Raw genomic sequence first — 23,326 nt, forward strand, 5'->3', positions numbered from 1 at the left:
ACTCGCAAGAGGAGAGCGACCGGTAACTCGCGACCGCGCCTTTAAGTTCCGTGCGTCACACGGTGCGCCAGCAGGGCGCGCGCCCAGCCGCTTGAATCAATCGGCCTTGCGGCCTGCGTGAGGTGGTGCGCTCTGTGTCACCTGCTCCATCGCCTCGACATTGGCGAGGACACGACGCAACAGACCGAGGAGCGTCTCGACTTCGCGCGCCGACAGACCCTTTGTCATTTCGACGTTGCCCTGCCGGAGAACGGCGCGGCCGGCCGGCACTTTGGAACGGGCCTGTTTGGTCAATGAAATGACGCTGCTGCGCCGGTCGTTGGGATCGCTCTCCCGGCGGATCAAACCATCGCGCTCCATACGCGCGAGCATCTGCGCCATCGTGGGCTGCTCGACCTTGGCCCAGCGCGCGAGATCGGTTTGCGACATCCGCGCGCCGTCCTTGAGCGCGGCCAGGACCGGCAGTTGTGCCGTGGCGAAGCCGAGGTCGCGAAGCCGGATATCCCCGATCCGCGTTAATGCCCGCGCGATCCGACTGAAATAGTGGCCGGGGTGAGCCATGGGATCCCAGTCGTCGTCAGCACTTGCCATTACATAGGGTCCTATGTATATTATATAGGTGCCTATGTAACAGGAAGGTGTCCCTATGACAAGCAAGCCGCAGATCGCCATCGTCGGAGGCGGACCGGGCGGGCTGATGCTCGCGCGCCTGCTTCAGCTGCGCGGGTTTGAGCCAACCGTGTTCGAGCGCGACGGCCACGCCGGCGACCGGCCCCAGGGCGGCTCGCTCGATCTTCACGGCGATACCGGCCAACGCGCGATGCGCCTCGCCGGCCTTGAGAAAGAGTTCAGCGCTGCAGCGAGACCCGAAGATCAGGGTGACCGGCTCTACGATCAGAACGGCACGCTGCTGTTCGATCGGGACGGCGGCGACGACGACCGCCCGGAGATCGACAGGACCGTGTTGCGCCAGATCCTGTTGGATTCGCTTGCGGCGGGAAGCTTGCGATGGGGCAGCAAGGTCAAGGCGGTCAATCCCCTTGCCGGCGGCGGCTACGGCGTCATTTGCGGCCGCACGGCTGAACGTTTCGATGTCGTCGTTGGCGCAGACGGCGCCTGGTCGCGCGTGCGCCCGCTGCTCACCGAGGTGAAGCCTGTTTACGAGGGTGTGACGCTGGTTGAGCTTGGCTTTGACGCCAAGCGCCACGCCAAGGTCGACGCGCTGGTCGGTGGCGGCAAGATGTTCGCGGTGGGTGACAACAGGGTGCTCATCGCCCAGCGCAACGGCCATGGCCACATTCGCGGCTATGCGGGGCTGCGCCTCGCCGAAAACGTCGCCCAGGAATGGACCGCACAAGAGCCCGCACGCGTCCGGGCGACGCTGATGCACATTTTCGCCGGATGGGCGCCGGCGTTGACATCGCTGATCGAGGCCGGCGATTTCATCGCGGTCCGGCCGCTCTATGCGCTTCCGATCGGGCACACATGGCAGAGCAGGGCCGGTGTTACGCTGCTTGGCGACGCCGCACACCTGATGTCACCGTTCGGTGGTGAGGGCGTAAACTTGGCGCTGGCCGATGCCGTCGACATGGCCGATGCGCTGATATCAAGGGAGGGTTGGCAGGCGGTTGTTGCCTGTGAGGCTACGATCGCTGAGCGGGCCAGGCCGGCTGCCGAAGGCGCCGCCGAAGGATTGAATAGCTCGATCTCGTCCGATGGCGTGGCCGCCGTTCTCGACCATTACCGCGAGCGCGTCGGCGCCTGACAGGAGCAGGCGCGTTGGTCTAATCTGAAATTATAGAGCAGATACTTATAGATGAGCGAATTACCGATACAATCAAGATGTATCTTGATTTCCGATATATCTTAACCTATATCGTGCTAACGAAATTCAAACATGGATTGGAATGAATATGAGATTTGGACACCGATTTGGTCGCCACCGCGACCACGACGACCGCGATGATCACCCTGGCAATCGCGGCCAACATCACCACGAACGTGGTCTCCACCATCGCCGCGGCCGGCATGGCGGGCGGCTGTTCGACTATGGCGAGCTGCGCATTCTGCTGCTTGCGATGATCGCGGAGCGGCCGCGTCACGGCTACGAGCTGATCAAGGCGATCGAAGAGCGCATGGGCGGCAGCTACACCCCGAGTCCCGGCGTGATCTATCCGACGCTCTCCTGGCTCGAAGACATGGGCTATGTCGCGCTCGACACCGAAGAGGCCGGTCGCAAGCGATACAGCATCACCTCCGAAGGCGAGGCCTTTCTTGTCGTCAACCGTGCAGCGGCAGACGATCTGCTCGCGCGCGGCAGCTCGCCGCAAGCTGACGGGCCCGATCGCGTGCCGTCGCCGGTCGTGCGGGCGATGGAAAATTTGAAAATGGCGATGCGCCTGCGCCTGCGACAGGGACCGATCAATCCGGAGGCAGCCGCGACCATTGCCGCCGTGCTCGACGAGGCCGCCAAGACCATCGAGCGCACCTGACGGCGTGAGTTTGCGGCTCAGTAATTCTGAGCCGCCGCCGAGATCTCAAGCGCTAGTGGTCCGATTTTAACATTTGCCTCCCAATGAGGCAGGCATTTTTGCAAATGTCAGAATCAAAGGACCACTAGCAAATATAGGTTTCTAGCGGAGTTTTGGATTTGACATTCGCTTCACGCACCCATGGCAACAGGTTAGCGAATGTCAAATCCACTCCACTAGTCGGTATCGGTCTTTGGCGCGGCGTCTTTCGGCGCGCCGTTTTTCTTGGTCGCGTCCTTTTTCATCGCGCTCCTGGTCGCGGCCTTCTTCGGCTTCGTCGTGTCAGTGGACGCGCCGCGGGTGACCGCCGAACTCGGCAGGTGCGAGGTGTCGTTGTCGGCGTCGCCCTTTCCGAATGGCGGATCTCTCGGCGAAATTGGATTGCCCGGGCTGTAGCTATACTTGCTGCCGGCCGAGTTCGGCTCGTGCATCGTGTCGTTGTCCGCATTTCCTTTTCCGAACGCGGGCTCGCGCGGCAGAAGGTTCTGGTTCGAGGCGCCATGCGTGGTCCCGGTTGAGTTCGGCTCGTTCATGGTGTCGTTGTCCGCGTTCCCTTTGCCAAACGGCGGATCCCGCGGCGCGAGGCCCGACGTCTGCGCGATCGCGCCCGAGGTCAACGCGGAAGCTAATGCAACGGCCAAAACCAATCTCATCACGATCTTCTCCGTGGTCTTTCGAGGCGCTCATCTCAAGAGCGTTCCTACCACCATTCAAGAGAGGCGAAGACGGGAGTTTTGTTGCTCTTTATTGCCGCCGCGTGGGTTCAGCGGCGAGCAGACCCAAAAAATCCGCCGGCCTTTTGCGGCCGGCGGATAGATCGTGTTATCGAGAGCGGTCGTTACGGAATCAATCCGCTAAACGGGCCGAAGTCGAAGAGATCGAACAGATCGCCGATCGCCGGGCTGTTGACCGGAACATAGGGATTGTTCGGGAAGGCAATCGGGTTCGGGTAGTTGTCCCGGCTGCGGTTGGTGATCGGCTGCAGCCCCCAATTGCGCTCGATGAACTTGATGATCGAGACGTGGTCGGCATAGGTGTGCGAGATGTGGCCCGGCGTCAGGTACGGAGCGACCACGATCAGCGGGATACGGGTGCCGTCCCCGAAGAAGTCGAGCGGCTGCACGTAGCCTGAGTCGTAGTAACCACCACCTTCGTCGAAGGTGATGAAGATCGCCGTATCCTTGGCGTAGGGCGAAGCCTCGACCTGGTCGACGATCTTCTTCACGAAGCCTTCGAACAGGTTGAGCTTGGAGGACGACGGGTGACCGTCGGTGTACCCGCTCGGCTTGACAACCGAGACCGCAGGCAGGCTGTGGTTCGAGATGTCGCTGTACAGGTTGACCGAGTCCTGGATGTGGGCTGCGACCTGATCCGGGTGCGACATGATCGACGTGTCGTACTGGAACGGGTTGCAGATATTGCAGTACTCGTCGGCGAGCGGTCCGGCGGCAGCCCAGTTGAGCTGATACGGATCGTTGACGTAGTTATTCCACTGATCGGCGTAGTACTTCCAGGAGATATTACGCTCGTTCAGGCTGTCACCGATGCTCTTCACCGACGAAGGCGGAATGGTGAATGGCGTGTTCGACGGATTCTGGTCGAGGTCGGCGCGGTTGCCGTTGCCGAAGTAACCCGGATTGTAGTTGTTCAAGAGATAGTAGTGGCCGGATTGGCAGTTCGGGTTGATCCGCATCGTCTTCAGATAGGCCGTGACCGGGCCAACGCCGGGCTGGCTGGTATCGGAGCAGTTCGAGTACGAACCACCGCCGGAGACCGGGGCTGCACTGAAGGGCGGCGGGAATCCGGCGTTGAAGCTGTTGCCGTAACCGTCCTCGGTGTACCAGTTGTTGGTGCCCGGCGCCGGATTCGGATTTTCGATCTCGTTGACCGTGCCCGCGTCCGGATTTGGGCCATTGTTGTAAGGCGCCGTGAAAACCTGCACGCCGTTCGGTGGCGGAAGCGGGTGACCGTTGCCGTCGGAGTACCAGATCGCGTCGGCGTGGCCGAACATGATGTGGTTGGCGCCGGTGCCGCCGTTGACCGACTGGTGGAAGTTGTCGCTCATCGCGTACTTCTGCACTAGGCTCGTGAAGTAGGGCACGTCACCCTTCTGCACGTTGTAGAAGCCGAGCGCAGTCGAACCTTCGCCCGTGGTCGCATTGGTGAGCGGGGTCGGCTGTGCCGCACCGTTGGTGCCGGCGCCGACCGTCGTTTCGACCCAGGCAAACAGGTTAGCGCCGCAGCCCGACGGATTGTCGCGGCTGGCGGCCGAGGTGTTGCAATTCAGCTGCTGCCACATTTGATAAAAACGATGCACCGGGCTCTGCGTATACGAGTCATAGGGCAAGGTGGCGCCGGTGAGCTGGAAGGGACCTGCCGGCAGCGCATTCACGTTGGTGATACGTGCGTCCGGTTGGCCCTTTTGCAGGCTCGGATCTTCCGATTGGTAGCTGCCCGTCAGAAGGAATTGGTAGTAGTCGGGCGACAGTCCGCTTTCGGTTTGCTGGGCCAATGACAGCGTAACCAGACACTGGGTGAAGTCATTGTCGGTACACTTCTTGGCGCCGCCGACGATCGGCGGTGGCAGAGTGGGGAACGCCACCTGGTTCGGCGGGCTTAGCAGGAAGCTGTCCGCAGGACCGGTATCCTTCGTCGAGTTCTGTTGGGCTGCCTTGAAGTTCGGGCCCGGAATGGCGTTCTTGTTCGTGTCGAGCTTGACGATCCCCTTGGAAAGAAGATTGTCGACGGTCTCGCCGGGACGGATTGGCACGTAGGTGGCGAACACGTGATCGAAGCTGCGGTTTTCGCCGATGATGACGATAACGTGCTTGATCGGCGTCCTGGCTTGATTGTCGCCGGGGTACGGGATGCCGGGAAGTCCGGGGAAGCCAGGCAATCCGGGGAAGCCGGGAAATCCCGGGAATCCGAGCGGATCGGCGAGGACGGGGGTGGCGATGAACTGACCCAGCGCCATGACGCTGAGGGCAAGGCGGCAACCTTGCAGCCAACGTGACTTACGTTTGTCGTTAGAGTTCTCCTTTGGTATGATGTTTGGATGGCGTCGTCGAAGTCGAAGTCACCCTCGGCACGACCGTGATTTTGCCCATCATGCCGCCGTCCTCATGCTCGAGGACGTGGCAGTGGTAGACAAACGTGCCGACGATGTTGGGATCGCGAAAATCCATGCGCAGCCGCACGCTGGGATAGGCCAGCATCCGGCCGTTGAAGTAGGGGACGTTCACGGTATCGCGCAGGAAGGGTTCGTTGACTTGAATTCCGGACCATTCGCGCAGTTCGAAGTGGAGCTGGTGGATGTGGAAATCGTGCAGCTCCATCGAGCGGTTCTCGATGATCCAGTCTTCGACGTCTCCTTGCCTGACGACGATGTCCGCGGTGTCCGATTGCGGATCGAACGGCTTTGGCGTTTCGCCGTCGGTCGTGAGAAAAAATTTGGTGGGACTATTGGGGTCGTTCCGGTTCTCCTGTTGCTCGGAAAAGAAAAGTTTGCGCACGCGTACCGGCGCGACCTCGCCGAGCCATGGCCGCGACGGTTTCGGTAGCGGCTCGGCATAAGCGGGCAGCGCGGCCTGCGGCTCGCTTGCTTCAGTTGACGCCGTGATCGCCATCAGCGCGCGGTTGGGATCGTTCTCGCCCGCGGGCCCGGTATCGACCGCGCGCGTTACCAGCAATGCGCCGGATCCAGCCGGCGGTCCCTCGACGATGAATTCGGCGCGCGAGCCCGGCGGCACGCCGATATGCTCGACCCATTGGACCGGCGGCGACGGGCTGCCGTCGAATTGCAGCGGCACGCCGTCCAGCGCGACGACGCCGATTTTCTGCGGCGTGCGGCGAACCAGCACCGCCAGATTGAGATAGGTGATTGCGGAGGCATTCAGCACGCGCCAGAGCTGCTTTTCGTCCGGCTTCATCGACAGCTTTGCCGGCGGATAGTTCGGATAGGGGACGGCCACGAAATTGACGGACAAATCCTTCGACGGTTTGCCGAAGCCGGTGCCGGAATTGATGGCGTCGCCGTCACTATCGAGTTGGCTCTTGGACATCACCGGCTCGGACCGCGACGGCAGTGCGTCGGGATGGACGAGATCCCGGTCGCGGATCACGAGCACGCGCTCGGGCAATCCCGGCAGCGAAGCGTCGGCGCGCTCGATGCCCTCGATGATCAGTGCGCCAGAAGCGCCGCCCAGCACCTGCGTCTTGGAGAAGCCGTGGAGATGCGGGTGATACCAATAGAGGCCAGGGGCGGCGTCGTCGGGAATGCGCAGGCGATAGTCGAACGGCGCGTCGTCGGGCTGGATCGAGGTCTTCACGTCGTCCTGATGACAAACCGGCGGCACGGTGAGCCCGTGGAAATGCAAATTGGTCGACACCGGCGTCATCGCGCCGCTCGCGCAAGGGTCGGCGCTCTTTTTCGCCGTGCAGATCGGCGCACCGGCCAATGCGCGATCGATCGCAGATATCGTCGTATCGATGGTTGCGTCGAGATCAACGAGGTCGTTCTTGAAATGAATGACCAGTTGATCGCCCGGCTTCACGCGCAAGGTCGGTGACGGCTTGCCGTCCGGCGTCAGGTAGCAGTAGCGGCTGCTGCCATCCGGCAGCTTTTGATCGAGGATGCGCAGATCGGTTTCGAGAATGCCGTCGTGACTGCGTAATTCTGCCGGCTCCGGGACAACACTTCCGGGCTCGGGCCGGACGCAAACGTCTTCTCGACCCTGCGTGGCAGCTGCTTGCGCTTGCAGCACGGTTGCGCCGAGCCACGCCGTCAAGCCGCTCGCAGAGAGCCCAAGGAAAATTCCAAGGCAAACCGCGGCGATGACACGAGAAATGGCCGAAAACCGTCGCACCTTGCCGCACCTGCCCATGCGCGCGCGTCCGCCGCGCGGAAGCCAGCGATGGCTCCAGCCCGCACGTTGCGATCGCGATCACAGAAATTTTTGATTCAGAGAGGGAATATGCTGCTCGACATCAGTGTGGCGAACCTACCCGCGCGTTGTTGCGGTAATCTGGCAGGTTTCTAACAGCGCAATGACAGTTCTTTGCGACGCTTCGACACAGCATGCGAACATAACGTGCAAACCTGTTGCCCGATCAACCGGATGAATGGTCAGCCAGCTGCATATTGGGCTGACGTGTCGCGCGAGATTTTTTGCCGGTTTGTTTCGAAAGGCGCGTTCGACGCGATTCCACTTCTCTTCCAGCTCGCGGAATAATCGCTGCTCGCGCGGCGACGACATCATGAGTCAGAGATCTGACCGCGCTGCAGCAAGTTTACGATATCCGATCGGTGGGAATCGTAGCTGAACGTTCGTTCATAATTCTTGTGTTGGCGGCAATGGGCGCGTTTGTTATTCCTTGTTTCGTGCCTGAATCAGCATGCACCAAGAGGGCGAGAGGGATTCCATGAAAAATTTTTCTTATGCGCTGGCCGCGCTGGCGGCCATCGCGTTTGCAATGCCGTCGGTCGCAAGCGCAAAAGACGCCAAGCCGATGGGTAAGCCGATGATGCATCATCATGTGCACCATCACATGCACCACCATCACCACATGCATCATCATCACCACATGATGAAGAAGCCGATGATGGACAAGAAGATGTAATTTAAGAAAATGGCCCCTTCCCGGGGCCATTTTTTTCGAGCTGCAACAGAAAGCGTTTACGGCGTTCTTGTTACCGGCGCTCTCCGGCCTCGCGTGTCTCTCCAGGGATCGCCGTAGGTTACGTTGTTACTGGTCGTGCCCCACCCAAGATCGCTCTGGTTCGGCAGGTGATAGGTGTCGTTGCCGGGATTTCCCTTTCCGAACGGTGGGTCCCTCGGAGAGGGATCATAATAGGTTTGCGCCGTCGCGCCCGTAACGACTGCGGCGGTCAAAGCAGCGGCCAAAAGAAATTTCTTCACGATCGCCTCCATAAATTTCCATCGCACAGGAATGTGAAGGGCAGTATTCCTGTCCTCTTTTTTGATGTGAGGTTTCGCTCGCACTGCTTCAAGGGGACCTATACCAAGGGGTAGGGTCGCTCTCAGAATGGTGAAGCCGTGAATCCGAGCGGCTGCGTCACGTCATAGGAGGCTTTGGTGATCGGCGCGGCATAGCTCACGGTGAGCCCGCCGAACGGCGAGGCCCAGGTCAGCCCGGCGCCGACGGAAGAGCGCAGGACATTGGAATTGGCGAGTTGCAGCGACTGGCTAGAGCCGGGAAACGTCGTTGGTCCGTTATAGCGGAACACGCTGCCGGCATCGACGAACGCGATCGCCTTCAGGCCATATTCCGCCGGCACCCCCGGAATATTGCTCTGAAGTTCGGCCGTGGTCGCCCAGTACATGCTGCCGCCGACATTATCCATGGTGGTGCCGGGGGTGAGGTCGCGCGGCCCGAAACCATACGGCGCAAAACCGCGCACCATCGACGGGCCGCCGAAGAAGTTGTCGATCAACGGCACCTGGCTGCCGCCCCAGCCGGTGATGTAGCCGCCCTGCGCGCGGGCCAGCGCCACCACGTCGTCGTTGAGCGCATGGTAATATTTGAAATCTTCGGTGGTGCGCAGGAAGCGGACATCGCCGCCGAGCCCTGCAAGGTCCTGACTCAGTTGCGAGGTGAAGCCGTTGGTCGGCGCCTTCGGATTGTCGACCGTCGAATAGGTCGCGGTGTCGCCGACCGCCGAGACCCATTGCGGGCCGGTCGCGGCCGCCTGCTGCACCACGATCGAGGGCGGGGCGGCGAGCGAGGCGGGGTCGATGGTGAGGTCCTGCCGCGAGATCGAGTAGCGCCACTTCACGCCGAGTTCTTCGGAAATCGGCGTGCCGATCAGCATGGTCACGCCGTAATTTTCGGTGCCGTAAGACACATAGGGACTGGCGTCGGTCTGCTTGGCCGACAGGTCGATGCCGGCCGAGGCGCGGTTGCCGAAAAAGCCGGGATCGGTTGCGGAAACATCGAAGCCGCGGGCGTATTGGCCGTAACTGAAGGTGGAGTTGAGCACCACGCCGGTACCGGCGAAATTCTTGTCGCCGAGTTTGATTTCGGCGAGCCAGCCGTCGGTGGTGGAATAGCCGCCGGAGATGTTGAAATCGCCGGTGTTCTTTTCCTCCAACTCGACGTCGAGAATGACACGATCCGGCGCCGAGCCCGGCTTGGTCGTGATCTTGACAGTCTTGAAGTAATCAAGAGCCTTCAGTCTTCGTTCGGCGCGGTCGATCAGTCCCTTGTTGAAGGCGTCGCCTTCGGCAATATCGAACTCGCGGCGGATCACGTAACCGCGCGTGCGGGTGTTGCCGCGGATGTCGATGCGCTCGAGATAGGCACGCGGGCCCTGTTCGATCGCAAAGGTCACGTCGATGCGGCGCGCGGCGACGTCGCGCGAACTGCGCGGCAGCGCGCGGGCAAAGGGATAGCCGAGCTTGGCCAGTTCAGTCGAAATCTTGTCGTTGCTCTTGTCGAGCGCGGTGCCGTTGAATTGCGCGCCGGTTTGCACGTTGAGCAGCCGGCGCAATTTTTCCGGATCGACGCCGTCGACATGGCAGTCGATCGTGACCTCGCCGAAATGATAGAGCGGGCCTTCCTCGATCGCGTAAGTCAGCGTGAAGCCTTTTGTCGCGGGATCGTATTCCGGCGTGACCGCGCGCACATTGGCGTCGGCATAACCCTTGGCGCGATAATAGGTGCGGATCAGCTCGCGATCGGAATTGACCACATCGGGATCGTAGACGTCGCCGCCGAGCAGAAAACTCAGCATGTTGGAAGCCGACGTCTTGATGACGGCGGCGAGCTGGCGTTTGCCAAAGACAGTGTTGCCGGTGAAGTTGATCTGCCGGACCGGCGTCTTGGCGCCTTCGGTGACCTCGAAGACGAGATCGACACGGTCGCTGCCGCGATCGATGAGCACGGGTTTGACCGTGACGTCGTCACGCCCGAGACGCTTGTAAGTCTCGATGATGTGGTTGACGTCGGCCTGCACGGTTGCGCGTTGCAGGCTTCCGCGCGGCTTGGATTCGATCGCAGGCGCAAGCTCGGTGTCTTTGACGCGCTTGTTGCCCTCGAAGATGACTTTATCCAGCACTGGCGCCTCGTGCAGGTGCACGACCAATTTTTCGCCGGAGCGCTCGATCGACACGTTTTCGAACAGATGCGTTCCGACCAGCGCTTTCAGCGCCGCATCCCGCGCGGCCTCGTCGAAATGACCGTCGGGCGAGGAATGGAAATACGAGCGCACGGTCGCGATATCGACGCGCTTGTTGCCTTCGACTTCGATGGCTGCGCGGGCCGTTTCCTCGAAATCGCTGGTCTTCTCGTCGCCGGCCGCCGCAAAAGACGGCATGCCTGACAAGAGGCCTGCGGCTAGGCCCAATACGATCAATACTCTCGTTACACTTATCACGCTCGGCTCGATATCCCGCGCGCCCTTGCCCAACCTCATCCAATTTTGCAGGCGAGGCGAAACAATGTCTGCGGCGGGGAGAGTTGGTGCCTTAAACCTTAACGGCCGCCACAATTTCGACGCGAGCGGTGCGAGGTCATCCAGAAAATGTCCTTATGCGGGCCCAAATGTTTTTTAGCCTGTTGCCCAAATGGCGCTCTCCGCATCGAAAGCTGCGGCGCGAGCGAGCGCTACTAGTGCCGCCTATTTGAAGTTCCTGCACGACAAGCGGCAAATTCTGTCCAGGAACTTCAAATAGAAAGCGGCACTCGAATCGTAAATTTGCTAGTGCCCATGACTTTCCGAAGTTCGTGAAAGGTGGGTGTTGAGGGTGCCGCACGAACTTTGGAAAGTGGGCACTAGTGGAGCATCACATGCGTAGCGTCGCCTTCATCCTTGCTGTTCTGCTTTTCGTCGAGCCTGCCTTCGCCGTCTCCACGCAGGAGATCGATCCGCGCGCCTCGCTCGGCGTGGTGCAGCAGTGGATCTACAACTACCGCGCCAAGCCGGATTACGGACATATCCCGGCGGCCGTGCGCGTGCTGTTTCATGCGCAGACCTTCAAGGAGCCGGAGAACGCCGGCATCTATCTTGGCTTCATTGCCGGCGCACTCGCATCGAATCCGGCGAAGGCCGAAGCGCTGGTCAACAGCTTCTTCCCGGTGCCGGCGGAAGACGAATGGGTGATCATCCGTGCGATCGCGTTTTCGGGTCTGCCCGACTGGCGCAATCTGCTGCGTAAAGTCGCGCCGAAAATGCCCGGCCGGCAGGTGATGATCGATGCGTACCTCGCCGGCAGCTTGCCGACGCTGATCGACATTCCGCTGGAGGAAAAGCAGCCCGGCATGATGGACAAGGTCAAGGGCGTCTTTACCAAGAATCCTTTCGCCAAGGACGACAAGAAGATGAAGATGCAGCAGACCTTCGCCGGCAATCAGGATCTGCTCGACACGCTGTGGGGCTATTACTTCGCGACCGGCTCGTTCCGCCCGATCCTGCGCATCATGGCCATGCTGCCCTGGAGCAAGAGCCGCGACACCGTCGACAAGCTCACCGTCGGCAGCATGGCGCGCTATACGCTCGCAAGCTACGCCGTGCGCGATGCGTCTTTGCGCGAATATCTCCGCAGCGAACTCAAGGTGCAGCCTGAGGCCGTGAAGGTGCCACTGACTGAAGTGGTCGAGGCAGCTGACACGGTGCAGTTAGGGGCCGTGCGCAAGGACGCGCTCGCCGCGGTCGATGAACTGAAAGCCAAAGGTTCGGACTCACGGCGCAACCTCGATTTCTGGGGCCAGGTCGGCGTCGGTGCGGTCGCGCTCGGCTGCGTCTCGGCGGCAGCGCTTGGCGCGGTTGCGGTCGGCATTCCCTGCGTGATCGGCGGCTCCGCCGGCCAGGGCCTGCTGTCGTTCTGGGAAAAGCAGCAGTAGTACTTTTCGTGGTCCCCGCGAACGCGGGGACCCATAACCACAGGGAGTGGTTGTCGCGAGCGGCGTCTGCCATATCGCAATACGGAAGTATTCCGCGGTATGGGTCCCTGCGCACGCAGGGACGACAGTTCGCTTGCAGACCCTACGCTGGCGAAGCGAGCGGCTTGCCCTTCTCGACAATATACGTGCTCACGATATGGCTCTTCTTGTCGCCGTTCTTGCCGCCGGCATGTGGCGTGTTCGGCGGGATCACCACGCCTTCGCCGGGCTTGAGCGTCTTGGTCGGCTGTCCCTCGATCGGCAGGTCAAAGCCGCCTTCGAGCAAATAGGCGCTCTCGATACCGGGATGGGTGTGCCGTCCGATCGTGACGCCGGGCTCGATCTCGATATCGACGATCAGCGTCACATAGCCGGGCGTCGGCCCGTCGGTTTGCGACAGGATCTTCCGCGTCACGCCCGGCGTGCCGTTGGCGGCTGGTGGCGTTTGGGCGGAAGCGTCGGTGGCGATAAATCCGGTGAGGGAGCAGAGCGCGCAGGACGCTACGCTCGCGAAATCTCGGCGTGTCAGCATGGTGGCCTCCCTTAAGTTTTGACCGGCCTTCTGACGAGGCCGATTAGGCCGGGAAAATGCCCGAGGCAAGAGGGCTTTGCAAGGCCGATTGGCAAGCGGGAAGCTTCGAGGTGGCCTGTAGCTTTGGCTTCATCGACCCCACATAGAGGTTGGCCGTCTGACTGAACAATGAAAGCTTCGGGAGCGGCCAAGGGAGAACGCCATGGGATTTATTTCAGTTCTGATTTTGCTGGCGATTATTTATGCCTTCGTTTCGATCCGCGTGCTGAAGCAATATGAGCGCGGCGTGGTGTTCTTTCTCGGCAAGTTCGAGGGCGTGCGCGGCCCGGGCCTGACGCTGATCTTCATGCCGATCCAGACCATGACGCGGGTATCGTTGCGCACGGTGACGATGCAGATCCCGTCGCAGAAGATCATCACCAAGGACAACGTTTCGATCGATATCGCAGCGGTGGCCTATTATCACATCACCGATCCTGAAAAGGCGGTGATTGCCATCGAAAACGTTTTCAACGCGATCAACCAGATCAGCCAGACCACGGTGCGCAACGTCGTCGGCCGCTTCAGCCTTGATCAACTGCTGTCGGACACCTCCAGCATCAACGACCAGATCAAGAACGTGATCGACCTCCATACCGAGCCGTGGGGCACGCAGGTGACCGCGGTCGAGATCAAGGACATCACGCTGCCGGACAACATGCAGCGGGCGATGGCGAAGGAAGCCGAGGCCGAGCGCGAGCGCCGCGCCAAGATCGTCGCCGCCGAAGGCGAGTATCAGGCTGCCGTCAAGCTTGGCCAGGCCGCCGACATCATCACGCAACACCCGGTCGCGCTTCAATTGCGCACGCTGCAAACCATGGCGGAAATTTCGGTCGAGAAGAATTCCACCATTATCTTCCCGGCGCAGTTCATGACCACGGTGCAGGAAGCGATCGCGCTGCTGTCGAAGGATTCGGCGCCGAAGTAGAAGCTGTTTCGGCATGCAGGATGCTTATCCCTCCCCGTTGCGGGGAGGATACGCATCGCGGAAGCCGCGCCCAGTTCGGCGCATTACGCAGGCTTAACCTAGCTTTCCGATTTGTAACGCGCCCAGGCTCGAACGGCGCCTCGGCATCGCCTCACCAATGATGAGAGCGATGGAGGCTTTCGATGAAGATGATGTCCTGGTCGCGTTATCATTGCCGATCGTGGCTGTCGTCATGCATCGAGCGCCGCCGCCGCGGTCGTGTCGTCCCTGCGAAAGCAGGGACCCATAACCACAAATGTTTCGTTATGAAAGCACGTCGCCAAACGGATAAGGCCCGCGGGATGGGTCCCCGCGTGCGCGGGGACCACGATGGAGGCGCATGATGACCCTCGCTTGAGATCGGCCAGCCAATTCGTCCGGCTGCCCAGTATGAGATTCATCATCAGGCTAATTCGAACTTGAAGAGCATCGCCAAATACCAATACGGTAAGGCGATTGCCTCGAATCTCTCACGTTCGGATTTCATGGATCGATTTCACAAAACCTTGCCGGTCTGGGTTCGCGCCGTTCTCCTGGTCGGCCTGATATGCCTGGTCGCGGGTGCTGGCCTGGTCGCCTACCGCTATTACCAGCGGCCGACCACACTTACGGTTGCAGTCGGTTCGTTCGACGGCGAAGCGCGGCAGGCGGCCCAACTCGTCGCAGGCCACCTTGCCACCACCAACTCACCGATCCGGCTCAAAATCGAAAATGCAGGCAATGTGCTCGACGCCGCGAAGGCGTTTGCATCAGGCAAGGCTGACCTTGCGGTGGTGCGCGCCGATGTCGGCGATCTCTCGCAGGCGCGTGCGGTTGCCGTGATGGCGGAAGGCGTCGTCATGATCGTGGCGCCGCCGGGATCGAACATCACGACCATCGCCAAGCTGCGCGATCACACGGTTGGCGTCGCCGGCGGCGAGATCAATCGCAGCGTGGTCGAGGCGCTGAAGAAGGAATACGACCTCACACACTCAAACGTCACCTTCAAGGACATCGCGCCGACGGATTTGCGGCGTGCGATACAGGCCAGGGAAGTCGCCGCCGTAATCGTGGTGGTGCCGCTCACCGACAAATATCTCTCGCTCGTGAAGGGCCTGTTTCGCGAAGGCGCGACCTCGGCGCCCGTGCTGATCCCGATCGACTCGGCTGGCGCGATCACCGACACGAAAGGTCCTTATGAGAGTTTCGATATTCCCAAGGGCACGCTGCGCGGTTCGCCGCCGGTTCCCGACGACGACGTCACGACGCTCCGGGTGCCGTATCTTCTGGTCGCTAACCGCCATCTCGACCAGCAGGTGGTCGCCGAACTCACCAAGCGTGTGATGGCCGCGCGGCGGGATCTGGCATCGCAGGAGCCGTTGATCGTGGGGATCGCCACGCCGACGCTGGACGCAGACGCCTACATCGCCGTGCACCCCGGCGCGGCCGCGTTCTACAACGGCACCCTGCAAAGCTTCATGGACCGCTGGGGCAACGTCATCTATCTGACGCCGATCGTGTTCGGTGCGCTCGCCTCGGTATTCGCGGCCGCTTGGCGGTTTCTCGGCATCCGCAGCCGCGACGCGGCTCAGAGCACGCTGGAACAGCTCTGCACGTTGCGCGAACGCATCCGGGATCTCGAGGATGAGGCCGAGTTGCGCAAGATCGAGGACGACATCGACGTCATGCTGCGTGCGCATCTGGCGAAGCCGGGCAGTGACGAGGAGAGCGGGACGGAGGCCTTGGCGCTGATCGCGCTGGCGCAGCGGCTCGACAATCTGGTGCATCACCGCCGCGTGGTGCTGTCGGCGCGGGCAGCCAACGGCAGCGGCTAGCGACAGGGGGCGGGAGCTTTTCCCTCCCCGTTGCGGGGAGGGTCGACCTGCGTTAGCCGGTCGGGGTGGGGGTATTCAAATGGCGTAGAATATCTTCCTTTACGCCATCTAAATTGTGATCCACGTCTGAATTCCAGTACCGTAAAACACGAAAGCCTCGTGTTCGAAGAAACTTATCGCGCTCGTCATCCGACCGAGCTCCCTGCGGCAGGCCGTGTTGGCCGCCGTCTATCTCGACGACGATTCCAGTCGTCAAAGACGCGAAGTCGACTATATACGCGCCGGTCGGAGCCTGCTTTCGAAAATGAAATCCAAGAGATTTCAGTTCGCGCAGCTTCACCCACAATTTGACTTCTTGGGCGGTAAGACGCTTTCGGAGCGTGCGAGCCGTCTCGTTCGCCAAATGCCGTCTCCGCCGTAACCCCCACCCGACCGGCCTTCGGCCGGCCACCCTACCCGCAAGGGGGAGGGAGTAGCCCACACAGCCTCCGCTCACGAGAGCACTCACGTCCGCCGGCGCGTTTCCAGCCGGTCGGCGAACCAGTCCGCGATATAGGTGATGCCAAGCGTGACATTGTCGCCCTGGCAGTGCTCGTAGCCGCCTTCCTCGGTCGTGAACACCTTCAGCGTCTTGTCGATGGAGCCGACCGCGTCGAACAGCGCCCTGGCATCCTCGATCGGGATCTGCGCATCGCGCTCGCCATGCGTGACCAGATAAGGACATTTGATCTTCTCGGCGACGCCGGCGAGCCGCCAGTCTTTCAGCTTCTCGATCGCGGCATCGAGGCTATCGACGCCGAGTACCCACATGATGTGATCGCCCGGCACCGAAAGCGAGCCTTTGAAAGCCTTGTCGACGCGGCGCTGCCAGACCGCGTGATAATCCCAGATCGCGCCCCAGGAAACGCAGGCCTTGAAGCGCGGCTCGAAGGCGGCGGAGCGTGCGGAATAGTAGCCGCCCAGGCTGATCCCCATGATGCCGATGCGGTCCTTGTCGACGTCGGCGCGGGTCTCGAGATAGTTGACGGCGGCGGTGCCGCCGACATTGGTGTCGTAGCGCGCCGGCATGCCGCGGAAGCGGATCGACTCGCCGGTGCCGGGAATGTCGACGATCAGGACCGCAAGGCCGCGCTTGGCAAGCTCCGGCACGCCGTGGAAAAATTGCAGCTCCTTGGTGATGTCGAGCCCGTCGAAAAACACCACGGTCGGAAGCGGCGCATTGCCGGCGTCGCGGCTTTTGACGAAGTAGGCCGGAAGGCTCTTGCCGCCTTCAAAGGGGACCTCGACCGCCTCGACCGAGACGGCGGCCATTTCGGTCATGCCCTTCTTGAACAGCTCGACCGAAGTCGCATAGGCCCTCTCGCTCTCTTCGCTGCGCGGTTGCAGCAGGCGCTCGCCGGCCTGACAGTAAACCGCGGCGCGCAAATAAGCGCCGGCCGCGGTCTTGTCGTGACCTTTGGTTTTTGCCTCGTCGCCGAGTTTCGCGACCTTGCGCGCCATCGTAGTCCATTGCTCGAACCACGCGGTGTTCTTTCCGACGTCCGGTTTGAGCGCGGCGACCACCTTGTAGATCTCGCCCATATCGGCGCCGCCCCACATCTCGCTGGCGACGACCATGCGGGTCGCCGCCGACCAGGTGTAGTTGCCTGGAAACATCATCAGGGAGAGATCGGGCTTTTCGTCGCCGGCGGCTCGCGCCGGTGTCATCCCTTCGACAGCAGCAAGACCAACCAGGCCACCCGCCGTCAACCGCAGCACATCGCGTCGTTCCATTGCGCCCTCCCTGAAGTTTTTTGTTTGAGTATTGGGCTTAGCGACAATCCTCCAACAATCGAACGGGAAGGCAAGCGGAAACTTTTCGCATCGTCCGGCGCTGAAGTCAGGCCAGCCATGTCGTGTTTGGCGGGATGCCTGTTTTGCGCCAGGCAACATTTGCCAGCTGCAGGCAGGCCCGATGTGCTATCGTTGGGTTGAGACAAAGGAATGTTATCACGCCACGACGCTTAACCAGGCGGGTGTTCAGATGATTACAATTCCGGAATTGGTAGCGGGGGCCTTGGGATCGTTCCTGACGTCGGACACCAAGAGCCGGTTTGGCTCTTCACATGCCCGCCTGGCTGAAGTTGTCCCCTTCGCCGCCAGACTGACGCTTGATTGCATCGGCAACAGCGACGCGCTGTATCACAACATCGAGCATTCGATGCTGGTTACCCTTGCCGGGCACGACATCCTGATGGGACGGCAGATGTTGCGGGCGACAACCGCGGATGACTACGCCAATTTCATATTGGCGTGTCTTGCTCACGACATCGGATACGTTCGCGGAATTTTGCAGGGCGACGACAACGATTCCTATGTCGCAGATCTGAGCGGTCGTACGATACGTCTGCCGCGCGGGTCGTCCGACGCCGCGCTCGCACCCTATCACGTGGACCGGTCGAAGTTGTTCGTCGCTGAGCGCCTCGACGGGACCGAAGAGGTGGACGCCCGCCGTATTGCGCGCGCCATCGAATATACCCGCTTTCCATATGCCGCGTCCTCGAACGAAGACGATCTGAACGAGGAGGAGGGCTTGTTGCTGCGAGCGGCCGATCTCATCGGTCAACTCGGCGATCCCAACTACCTGAAAAAAGCGAATGCACTGTTCTACGAATTCGACGAAATCGGTCTGAACAAAAAGCTCGGCTACGATACGCCAGCCGACGTCGTCTACAAGTACCCGCAGTTCTACTGGAATAACGTCGCCCCGCAAATCCAGATGGCGATACGCTACCTCAACGTCACCTCAAGCGGACGCCAATGGATCGCAAACCTGTATGCCAATGTTTTCCGCGCAGAGCGTGAGCTGAACCTGTCGGGTCCGCAGTTGTGATCATACCGCGGGCTGCGTAAACGCAACTACGCCACCGCTTGGCTTTTCGCCTCACCGCCGGCAAAGGTCGCGTGAGTAACGGTGACGGTCGTTCCTCGTGGTCCACTCAGAGTATTGACCTGGGAGTCGAGCTGCTTGGCGAGCGCCTTGACAATACCGGTGCCAAGCCCGGATTTGGGCTGGGCAAAGACGCCGTCAGGTTTTCCAACCCCGTTATCGACGACGGATAGTTTCCAGTCGGTCCCGGAAACTTCATAAGACACGGCGATCTGTCCGTTTTGCGTTCCTGGTTTAAAAGCGTGCTTTAACGCGTTTATCACAAGTTCGGTGACGATTAATCCCAGGCTCTCGGCGTCGCGACAAGTTGCCCTGCCACCTTGACCGAGCACCCTCAACGAAATTGACTGGTGCTCGGCTATCATCGAGTGGGCGAGCGCTTCGCAAAGCTTGGTCAGATAGGGCTGCATTTCCATCGAGCCGATGCCCGCCGAAGCATGAAGGTGCTCCTGCACGGCCGCAACCGAAATGAGCCGGGTGTGAGCGTCCCGCAGATGGCGCCGCGTTTCCTCCGACTCCACCGATTTTGCCTTCATCATGATAATACTGGCGATGATTTGGAGACTGTTGGCGACACGGTGCTGGAGTTCGTCGAGCAGCACATCTTTCTGGCGCAACAGGTCATCCTTGTCGCTCTCCAGACCGCGTTGAACCGTAATATCCTCGATCCCGATCAGGATATTGGTGTGCGCTTTCTCGTAACGGACGATGCAGGCATTCAACAGCATCACCCGTCGTCCGATACGGGGAAAGTCATGCTCTACTTCGTATTCGGCCATCGGGCTTTGATTGGGTATGATTTCCTCCAGCAGCAAGCGGAGCTTCGGAATGTCCCAATCGCGGTCGCCCAGTTCATAAAAGCGCTTGCCTCGTGTGTTGCTCGGATCGGCCGAGAACTTCACATAGAACGACCGGCTGGCGGCGACGACCCGCAGGTCCTTATCGAGGACGATCAGAGGTTCACGAACGGTGTCTACCATCGCCTGCGCCAGTGCACAGGCGTCTTCGACCTCACTGAATTGCTTTCTGAACACAGGATCACCTTTCACCGCGCGGTTTTCAAAATCGCGCGGGATAAACGAATGCGTTGGAGGAGATCAGGTCCAACGGTCTTAAGTCAGTTAAGGTCCGTCGTTGGAACGGCTTATTACAGTGCAATATTGATCACTCGCGGAAGCGGTTTTCGAAAACGCCGTTGTCCATACAACGTGTAGTTTAGCACGGTTTAGCACTGTCGGCAGCTGTACGGCGGACATCGCAGTGTCCGCTTCGTGCCAATCGGCAAGGTCAGTTCAAATTTAATCAAGATAGAGACTTCACTGGCTCGGCTACAGGCTTGCCGGCAAACCACACCAACGCAAGCGCAACCAGCGCCACCGCCGACAACAGCGCCCAGGCTTCGTTGACCGAGATCGCAAAGGCGGCGCGTTCGACCATTGGACGCACGTAAGCCTCGATCGTCGCTTGCGTCACATCCGGCGGCGGATGCAGGAAGAGCTGCACGTCAAGACCGATGGCCTTGGCCGCCGTCACGTCGCCCGCGATCAGGCGGTCGCGCACCGCCTCGCCGTGGCCGACGGTGCGGCCATAGAGAATCGTATCGATCACGGCGATGCCGATGGCACCGCCGAGGTTGCGCATCAGGTTGAACAGCCCGCTCGCATCCGGCACCTGCGCGGGCGTGAGTGCACCGAGCGCCAGTTGCGTCGGCGGCAACAGGCAGAACATGATGGCAATGCCGCGCAAGACTTGGGGTAAGAACATCTCGTCAAAGTCGGCGAGGCGGCTCTGGAAGAAGCTCAAGCCCAGGCCAATTGCAAACAGCGCAAAGCCCGCCGTGGATAATTTGCGCGGATCGAGCCGGCTTTCAAAAAAGCCCGCGACCGGCGCGCTCACGAGTTGCGCTGTGCCCATAACCAGCATGATGCTGCCGATCTCGAACGCGTCGTGACGGCGGACGTAGGCGAGGAACACCGGCATCAGATAGACCGAGCCGTACAATCCGGCACCGAGACAAAAGCTCAAGCCACAGCCGACCGCAAACGCGCGCGCACGCAGCGTGGTCAGTTCGACGACCGGATGCGCGGCCTTGATACTTCGCTTGACGAAAATCCAGCCGCTGATGAGGGCGCTTGCGAACAGTACGAGCGGGCGCGGCGACAGCCAGCCGTCTTGCGGGGCCTGCTTGAGGCCGATCTCGAGCGTGGCGAGCGCGACCGCCATCAGCGTCAACGATATCAGGTCGAGATTCCTGAATTCGCCGAAGTTGATTTTGTCGCTCGGCAGCAGGAACGGCGTCGCGGCGGCCGCCAGCAAACCGGGCGCGACATTGATCAGGAACAGCCAGTGCCAGGACCAGGTCTCGGTAATCCAGCCGCCGACGATGGGCCCGACGGTCGGCGCCAGCACCGCGACGATTCCGGCAAGCGTCGTGGCCAAAGGGTGCAGGCGCAACGGAAACAGCAGGAACACCGCGGAGAAGACCGCCGGGATCAGCGCGCCGGCGGCAAAGCCCTGTAGGATGCGAAACGAAATCAGCGTCGAAAAATTGTCGGATAACGCGCAGCCGATCGAGGCTGTCGTAAAAACGCCGATCGCGGCGACGAACAACCAGCGCAGCGTCAGACTACGCGTTAGCCAGCCGGTGAGCGGAATCGCGATGATCTCGGCGATGAGATAGGCGGTTTGTATCCAGCTCATCGCATCGCGCGAGATGCCGAGCGCCTCTTGAATGGCGGGCAGGGATGTCGCGACCACCTGGATGTCGAGGATCGCCATGAACATGCCGAGGCACATCAGCAGGAAGCCGAGCCAGGTCTTGGAAGTAGCATCAACGACGAGCGTGCTGACGGCGCATTCGGCTTCGCCAATGCTGTGGCTCGCGTCGCTCATGCGGTTTGTTTGGTTGCATCCAGCGCCTGATTTTCGGCGCGGATGCGGATGAAAATCACACCGGCATTGAGGAGCGAGAAGATTGCCGCCACCGCGGGCAACTGAAGCGTCAGCGGCAGTATCGCGATCTCGCCGGCCACGACGGCATAATTGGGGTGACGCAGAAAGCGATAGGGACCCAAAGTCACCAGCGGCGCATTCGGCAGCACGATGATGCGCGTGGTCCAGCGCGCGCCGAGCGTCGTCATTACCCAGACGCGCAAGGCCTGAAGCGCGAGATAGATGGCGAGCGCTATGATATCGATCGGCTGGTCGTACCCGAACGCCCAGAGCGAGATCAGCCACGCCGAGTGAACGGCGACCATCAGGGGATAATGACTGGCTGCGATCTCGATCGCGCCGCGCGCTATCAGCGCCCTCGTGTGAGCGCGCGACAGTAGCAATTCGCCGCCGCGCTGGGCCGTGACAGCCGCGAGTATGATTTCCGCCGCCGTCACGCCGCGTGCCGCAGCGAGACGCAACTGGCGGTGAAACCGGGGCCGAGTGCGGTTAGCAACGAACGCGCCGGCAATCCTTTCGCCAGCGTGCGTTCGAGGATGAACAGCAGCGTCGGCGCCGACATGTTGCCGTAGTCGGCGATCACGCCGCGTTCGTGCTCCAGCGTGCCTTGATCCAGCGACAGCGCGGTCTCGATCGCGTCGATCACCTTGGCGCCGCCGGGATGGCAGATGAACTTGTCGATGTTGCCGACATCCAATTCCATGCGGCCGAGAATTTGCGTCAGCGCCGGCTTGAGTTCGGTCGTGACGAATTCGGGCACGGTGCGGCGAAGGATCACGCCGAAGCCGAGCGGATCGACATTCCATCCCATGACGTCGAGCGTATCCGGCCACAGATGTTCGCCGACCGCCTCGATCTGGGTCTCGCCGCCATCGCCTGCGCGCAGCACCAGCGCGGCGGCGCCGTCGGCGAACAGGCTGGTGGCGATGATGTTGGCCTTGGTGAGTTCGTCGAGCCGAAGCGCGAGCGTGCAGAGCTCAACCGTCACCAGCAGAACGTTGGTGCCCGGCCGCGCCTGCGCCAGGCGGGAGGCGATCGAAAGACCGGAGGCGCCGCCGGCGCAGCCGAGCCCGAACACCGGCACGCGCGAGACGTCGGAGCGAAAGCCCATGCGGCGTGCGACTCGCGCGTCGAGACTCGGCGTGGCGATACCCGTCGAACAGATCGTGACGACGGTGTCGACATCGCTTGCTTTGAGGCAGGCTGCGTCGAGCGCCTTGGTTGCGGCATCGATGAACAGTGCTTCCGCGCCTTCGAGGAACGCTGCGGTGCGTTCCGGCCAGCCGCGCTGGGTCAGATACCATTCGAACGGCTTGACACCGTAACGTTTGACGATTCCGGTATTGGTGAAAATACTGGCGAAGCGTTCGTAATCCGGAAAGCGGCTGCCGAAGAAGCCCCACGCGACGTCCAGAACGTCCTTCTGCAGGAAGGCGTGGGGAGGGACCGAGGTCGCAAGAGAGAGAAGGGCAGCAGACATCAACAGATCTTCCGTGTTGGTTTCCGTCATGATGGGAACAGCGACTGAGCGCGTTTATTTCGGCTGCCTCCTACCTCGTGCTTTCCAAAATGGTCACTTAAAAGTGAGATTTTACCTCCGTTCGCCGTGGTGCTGGTGAGGCAAATCGGTCCTTCGACGCGCGCCAATCGTGGCTCGCGCGG

The 23,326-nt window shown here is 61.0% G+C and carries 20 protein-coding genes; 7 read left to right on the forward strand and 13 right to left on the reverse strand.

The features are described from left to right. Positions 1 to 96: 96 nt before the first annotated feature. Entirely contained in the window at positions 97 to 591 is a 495-nt protein-coding gene (locus ABSE61_RS01370; RefSeq protein WP_423869258.1) for a MarR family winged helix-turn-helix transcriptional regulator, read from the reverse strand. A gap of 55 nt (positions 592 to 646) precedes the next feature. Between ABSE61_RS01370 and ABSE61_RS01375 the strand changes: the two genes are divergently transcribed. Both ABSE61_RS01375 and ABSE61_RS01380 read left to right on the forward strand, forming a co-directional pair. Next, positions 647 to 1,765 (forward strand): FAD-dependent oxidoreductase, encoded by a 1,119-nt coding sequence (locus ABSE61_RS01375; RefSeq protein ID WP_423869259.1) that lies wholly within the window; start codon positions 647 to 649, stop codon positions 1,763 to 1,765. A gap of 148 nt (positions 1,766 to 1,913) precedes the next feature. Further along, positions 1,914 to 2,492 carry a PadR family transcriptional regulator gene (locus ABSE61_RS01380; protein WP_423869260.1) on the forward strand — a complete coding sequence of 193 codons (579 nt, stop codon included), beginning with the start codon at positions 1,914 to 1,916 and terminating at the stop codon, positions 2,490 to 2,492. A gap of 215 nt (positions 2,493 to 2,707) precedes the next feature. Here ABSE61_RS01380 and ABSE61_RS01385 read toward each other — a convergent pair whose 3' ends face one another. From ABSE61_RS01385 to ABSE61_RS01395, 3 genes are all read right to left on the reverse strand, one after another. Next, positions 2,708 to 3,184, reverse strand: a complete 477-nt coding sequence (locus tag ABSE61_RS01385; protein ID WP_423869261.1) for a hypothetical protein — start codon at positions 3,182 to 3,184, stop codon at positions 2,708 to 2,710. 185 nt (positions 3,185 to 3,369) lie between these two features. Next, complete coding sequence (locus ABSE61_RS01390) at positions 3,370 to 5,505, reverse strand: alkaline phosphatase family protein (RefSeq protein WP_423869262.1); 2,136 nt, start codon at positions 5,503 to 5,505, stop codon at positions 3,370 to 3,372. 52 nt (positions 5,506 to 5,557) lie between these two features. Further along, positions 5,558 to 7,396, reverse strand: coding sequence for a multicopper oxidase family protein (locus ABSE61_RS01395; protein ID WP_423869263.1), 1,839 nt, complete (start codon positions 7,394 to 7,396; stop codon positions 5,558 to 5,560). A gap of 556 nt (positions 7,397 to 7,952) precedes the next feature. Here ABSE61_RS01395 and ABSE61_RS01400 point away from each other — a divergent pair. Next, the gene (locus tag ABSE61_RS01400) at positions 7,953 to 8,150 is read left to right on the forward strand and encodes a hypothetical protein (RefSeq protein ID WP_423869264.1); all 198 of its coding nucleotides are present in this window, start codon (positions 7,953 to 7,955) and stop codon (positions 8,148 to 8,150) included. Between the two features lie 56 nt (positions 8,151 to 8,206). On the opposite strand, the gene ABSE61_RS01405 is transcribed toward ABSE61_RS01400, so the two are convergent. Together ABSE61_RS01405 and bamA are read right to left on the reverse strand one after the other, a co-directional pair. After that, the gene (locus ABSE61_RS01405; protein WP_423869265.1) at positions 8,207 to 8,449 is read right to left on the reverse strand and encodes a hypothetical protein; all 243 of its coding nucleotides are present in this window, start codon (positions 8,447 to 8,449) and stop codon (positions 8,207 to 8,209) included. A 122-nt stretch (positions 8,450 to 8,571) separates the two neighbouring features. Continuing rightward, on the reverse strand, positions 8,572 to 10,965 hold the full coding sequence (gene bamA / locus ABSE61_RS01410) for an outer membrane protein assembly factor BamA (RefSeq protein ID WP_423869266.1): 2,394 nt from the start codon (positions 10,963 to 10,965) through the stop codon (positions 8,572 to 8,574). Between the two features lie 374 nt (positions 10,966 to 11,339). Here bamA and ABSE61_RS01415 point away from each other — a divergent pair, with 374 nt between their 5' ends. Next, complete coding sequence (locus ABSE61_RS01415; RefSeq protein WP_423869267.1) at positions 11,340 to 12,392, forward strand: hypothetical protein; 1,053 nt, start codon at positions 11,340 to 11,342, stop codon at positions 12,390 to 12,392. Between the two features lie 142 nt (positions 12,393 to 12,534). Here the strand turns inward: ABSE61_RS01415 and ABSE61_RS01420 are convergent, their stop codons facing one another. Further along, positions 12,535 to 12,963, reverse strand: a complete 429-nt coding sequence (locus ABSE61_RS01420; RefSeq protein ID WP_423869268.1) for a cupin domain-containing protein — start codon at positions 12,961 to 12,963, stop codon at positions 12,535 to 12,537. A 202-nt stretch (positions 12,964 to 13,165) separates the two neighbouring features. Between ABSE61_RS01420 and ABSE61_RS01425 the strand changes: the two genes are divergently transcribed. Continuing rightward, positions 13,166 to 13,930: an SPFH domain-containing protein gene (locus ABSE61_RS01425; protein ID WP_423869269.1), complete on the forward strand. Its 765-nt coding sequence runs from the start codon at positions 13,166 to 13,168 to the stop codon at positions 13,928 to 13,930. A 458-nt stretch (positions 13,931 to 14,388) separates the two neighbouring features. Next, entirely contained in the window at positions 14,389 to 15,783 is a 1,395-nt protein-coding gene (locus tag ABSE61_RS01430) for a TAXI family TRAP transporter solute-binding subunit (protein ID WP_423869270.1), read from the forward strand. A 52-nt stretch (positions 15,784 to 15,835) separates the two neighbouring features. Here the strand turns inward: ABSE61_RS01430 and ABSE61_RS01435 are convergent, their stop codons facing one another. Together ABSE61_RS01435 and ABSE61_RS01440 are read right to left on the reverse strand one after the other, a co-directional pair. Then, a complete protein-coding gene (locus ABSE61_RS01435; protein ID WP_423869271.1) occupies positions 15,836 to 16,186 on the reverse strand; it encodes an endonuclease domain-containing protein in 351 nt (116 codons plus the stop codon). Between the two features lie 101 nt (positions 16,187 to 16,287). Next, positions 16,288 to 17,556: an alpha/beta hydrolase family protein gene (locus ABSE61_RS01440; protein ID WP_423869272.1), complete on the reverse strand. Its 1,269-nt coding sequence runs from the start codon at positions 17,554 to 17,556 to the stop codon at positions 16,288 to 16,290. A gap of 250 nt (positions 17,557 to 17,806) precedes the next feature. Between ABSE61_RS01440 and ABSE61_RS01445 the strand changes: the two genes are divergently transcribed. Continuing rightward, positions 17,807 to 18,655 carry a metal-dependent phosphohydrolase gene (locus ABSE61_RS01445; protein WP_423869273.1) on the forward strand — a complete coding sequence of 283 codons (849 nt, stop codon included), beginning with the start codon at positions 17,807 to 17,809 and terminating at the stop codon, positions 18,653 to 18,655. Between the two features lie 26 nt (positions 18,656 to 18,681). Here the strand turns inward: ABSE61_RS01445 and ABSE61_RS01450 are convergent, their stop codons facing one another. From ABSE61_RS01450 to ABSE61_RS01465, 4 genes are all read right to left on the reverse strand, one after another. Continuing rightward, entirely contained in the window at positions 18,682 to 19,761 is a 1,080-nt protein-coding gene (locus ABSE61_RS01450; protein WP_423869274.1) for a sensor histidine kinase, read from the reverse strand. A 253-nt stretch (positions 19,762 to 20,014) separates the two neighbouring features. Next, the gene (locus ABSE61_RS01455; RefSeq protein WP_423869359.1) at positions 20,015 to 21,508 is read right to left on the reverse strand and encodes a DHA2 family efflux MFS transporter permease subunit; all 1,494 of its coding nucleotides are present in this window, start codon (positions 21,506 to 21,508) and stop codon (positions 20,015 to 20,017) included. A 92-nt stretch (positions 21,509 to 21,600) separates the two neighbouring features. Beyond that, a complete protein-coding gene (locus tag ABSE61_RS01460) occupies positions 21,601 to 22,101 on the reverse strand; it encodes an isoprenylcysteine carboxyl methyltransferase family protein (RefSeq protein ID WP_423869275.1) in 501 nt (166 codons plus the stop codon). Further along, positions 22,098 to 23,144, reverse strand: coding sequence for a type III polyketide synthase (locus tag ABSE61_RS01465; RefSeq protein ID WP_423869276.1), 1,047 nt, complete (start codon positions 23,142 to 23,144; stop codon positions 22,098 to 22,100). The genes ABSE61_RS01460 and ABSE61_RS01465 overlap by 4 nt, the downstream gene beginning before the upstream one ends. Positions 23,145 to 23,326 lie beyond the last annotated feature (182 nt).

The organism is Bradyrhizobium sp. (assembly GCF_049519115.1).
Classification (GTDB): Bacteria; Pseudomonadota; Alphaproteobacteria; order Rhizobiales; family Xanthobacteraceae; genus Bradyrhizobium.

Excerpts from the sequence above, each read along its gene's own strand:
- ABSE61_RS01385 (WP_423869261.1), bottom strand. The coding sequence starts at position 3,184 with ATGAGATTGGTTTTGGCCGTTGCATTAGCTTCCGCGTTGACCTCGGGC.
- ABSE61_RS01445 (WP_423869273.1), top strand. The coding sequence starts at position 17,807 with ATGATTACAATTCCGGAATTGGTAGCGGGGGCCTTGGGATCGTTCCTG.
- ABSE61_RS01415 (WP_423869267.1), top strand. The coding sequence starts at position 11,340 with ATGCGTAGCGTCGCCTTCATCCTTGCTGTTCTGCTTTTCGTCGAGCCT.
- ABSE61_RS01425 (WP_423869269.1), top strand. The coding sequence starts at position 13,166 with ATGGGATTTATTTCAGTTCTGATTTTGCTGGCGATTATTTATGCCTTC.
- ABSE61_RS01420 (WP_423869268.1), bottom strand. The coding sequence starts at position 12,963 with ATGCTGACACGCCGAGATTTCGCGAGCGTAGCGTCCTGCGCGCTCTGC.
- bamA (WP_423869266.1), bottom strand. The coding sequence starts at position 10,965 with ATGAGGTTGGGCAAGGGCGCGCGGGATATCGAGCCGAGCGTGATAAGT.
- ABSE61_RS01440 (WP_423869272.1), bottom strand. The coding sequence starts at position 17,556 with ATGGAACGACGCGATGTGCTGCGGTTGACGGCGGGTGGCCTGGTTGGT.
- ABSE61_RS01400 (WP_423869264.1), top strand. The coding sequence starts at position 7,953 with ATGAAAAATTTTTCTTATGCGCTGGCCGCGCTGGCGGCCATCGCGTTT.
- ABSE61_RS01370 (WP_423869258.1), bottom strand. The coding sequence starts at position 591 with ATGGCAAGTGCTGACGACGACTGGGATCCCATGGCTCACCCCGGCCAC.
- ABSE61_RS01390 (WP_423869262.1), bottom strand. The coding sequence starts at position 5,505 with ATGGCGCTGGGTCAGTTCATCGCCACCCCCGTCCTCGCCGATCCGCTC.
- ABSE61_RS01375 (WP_423869259.1), top strand. The coding sequence starts at position 647 with ATGACAAGCAAGCCGCAGATCGCCATCGTCGGAGGCGGACCGGGCGGG.
- ABSE61_RS01455 (WP_423869359.1), bottom strand. The coding sequence starts at position 21,508 with ATGTGCCTCGGCATGTTCATGGCGATCCTCGACATCCAGGTGGTCGCG.
- ABSE61_RS01465 (WP_423869276.1), bottom strand. The coding sequence starts at position 23,144 with ATGTCTGCTGCCCTTCTCTCTCTTGCGACCTCGGTCCCTCCCCACGCC.
- ABSE61_RS01380 (WP_423869260.1), top strand. The coding sequence starts at position 1,914 with ATGAGATTTGGACACCGATTTGGTCGCCACCGCGACCACGACGACCGC.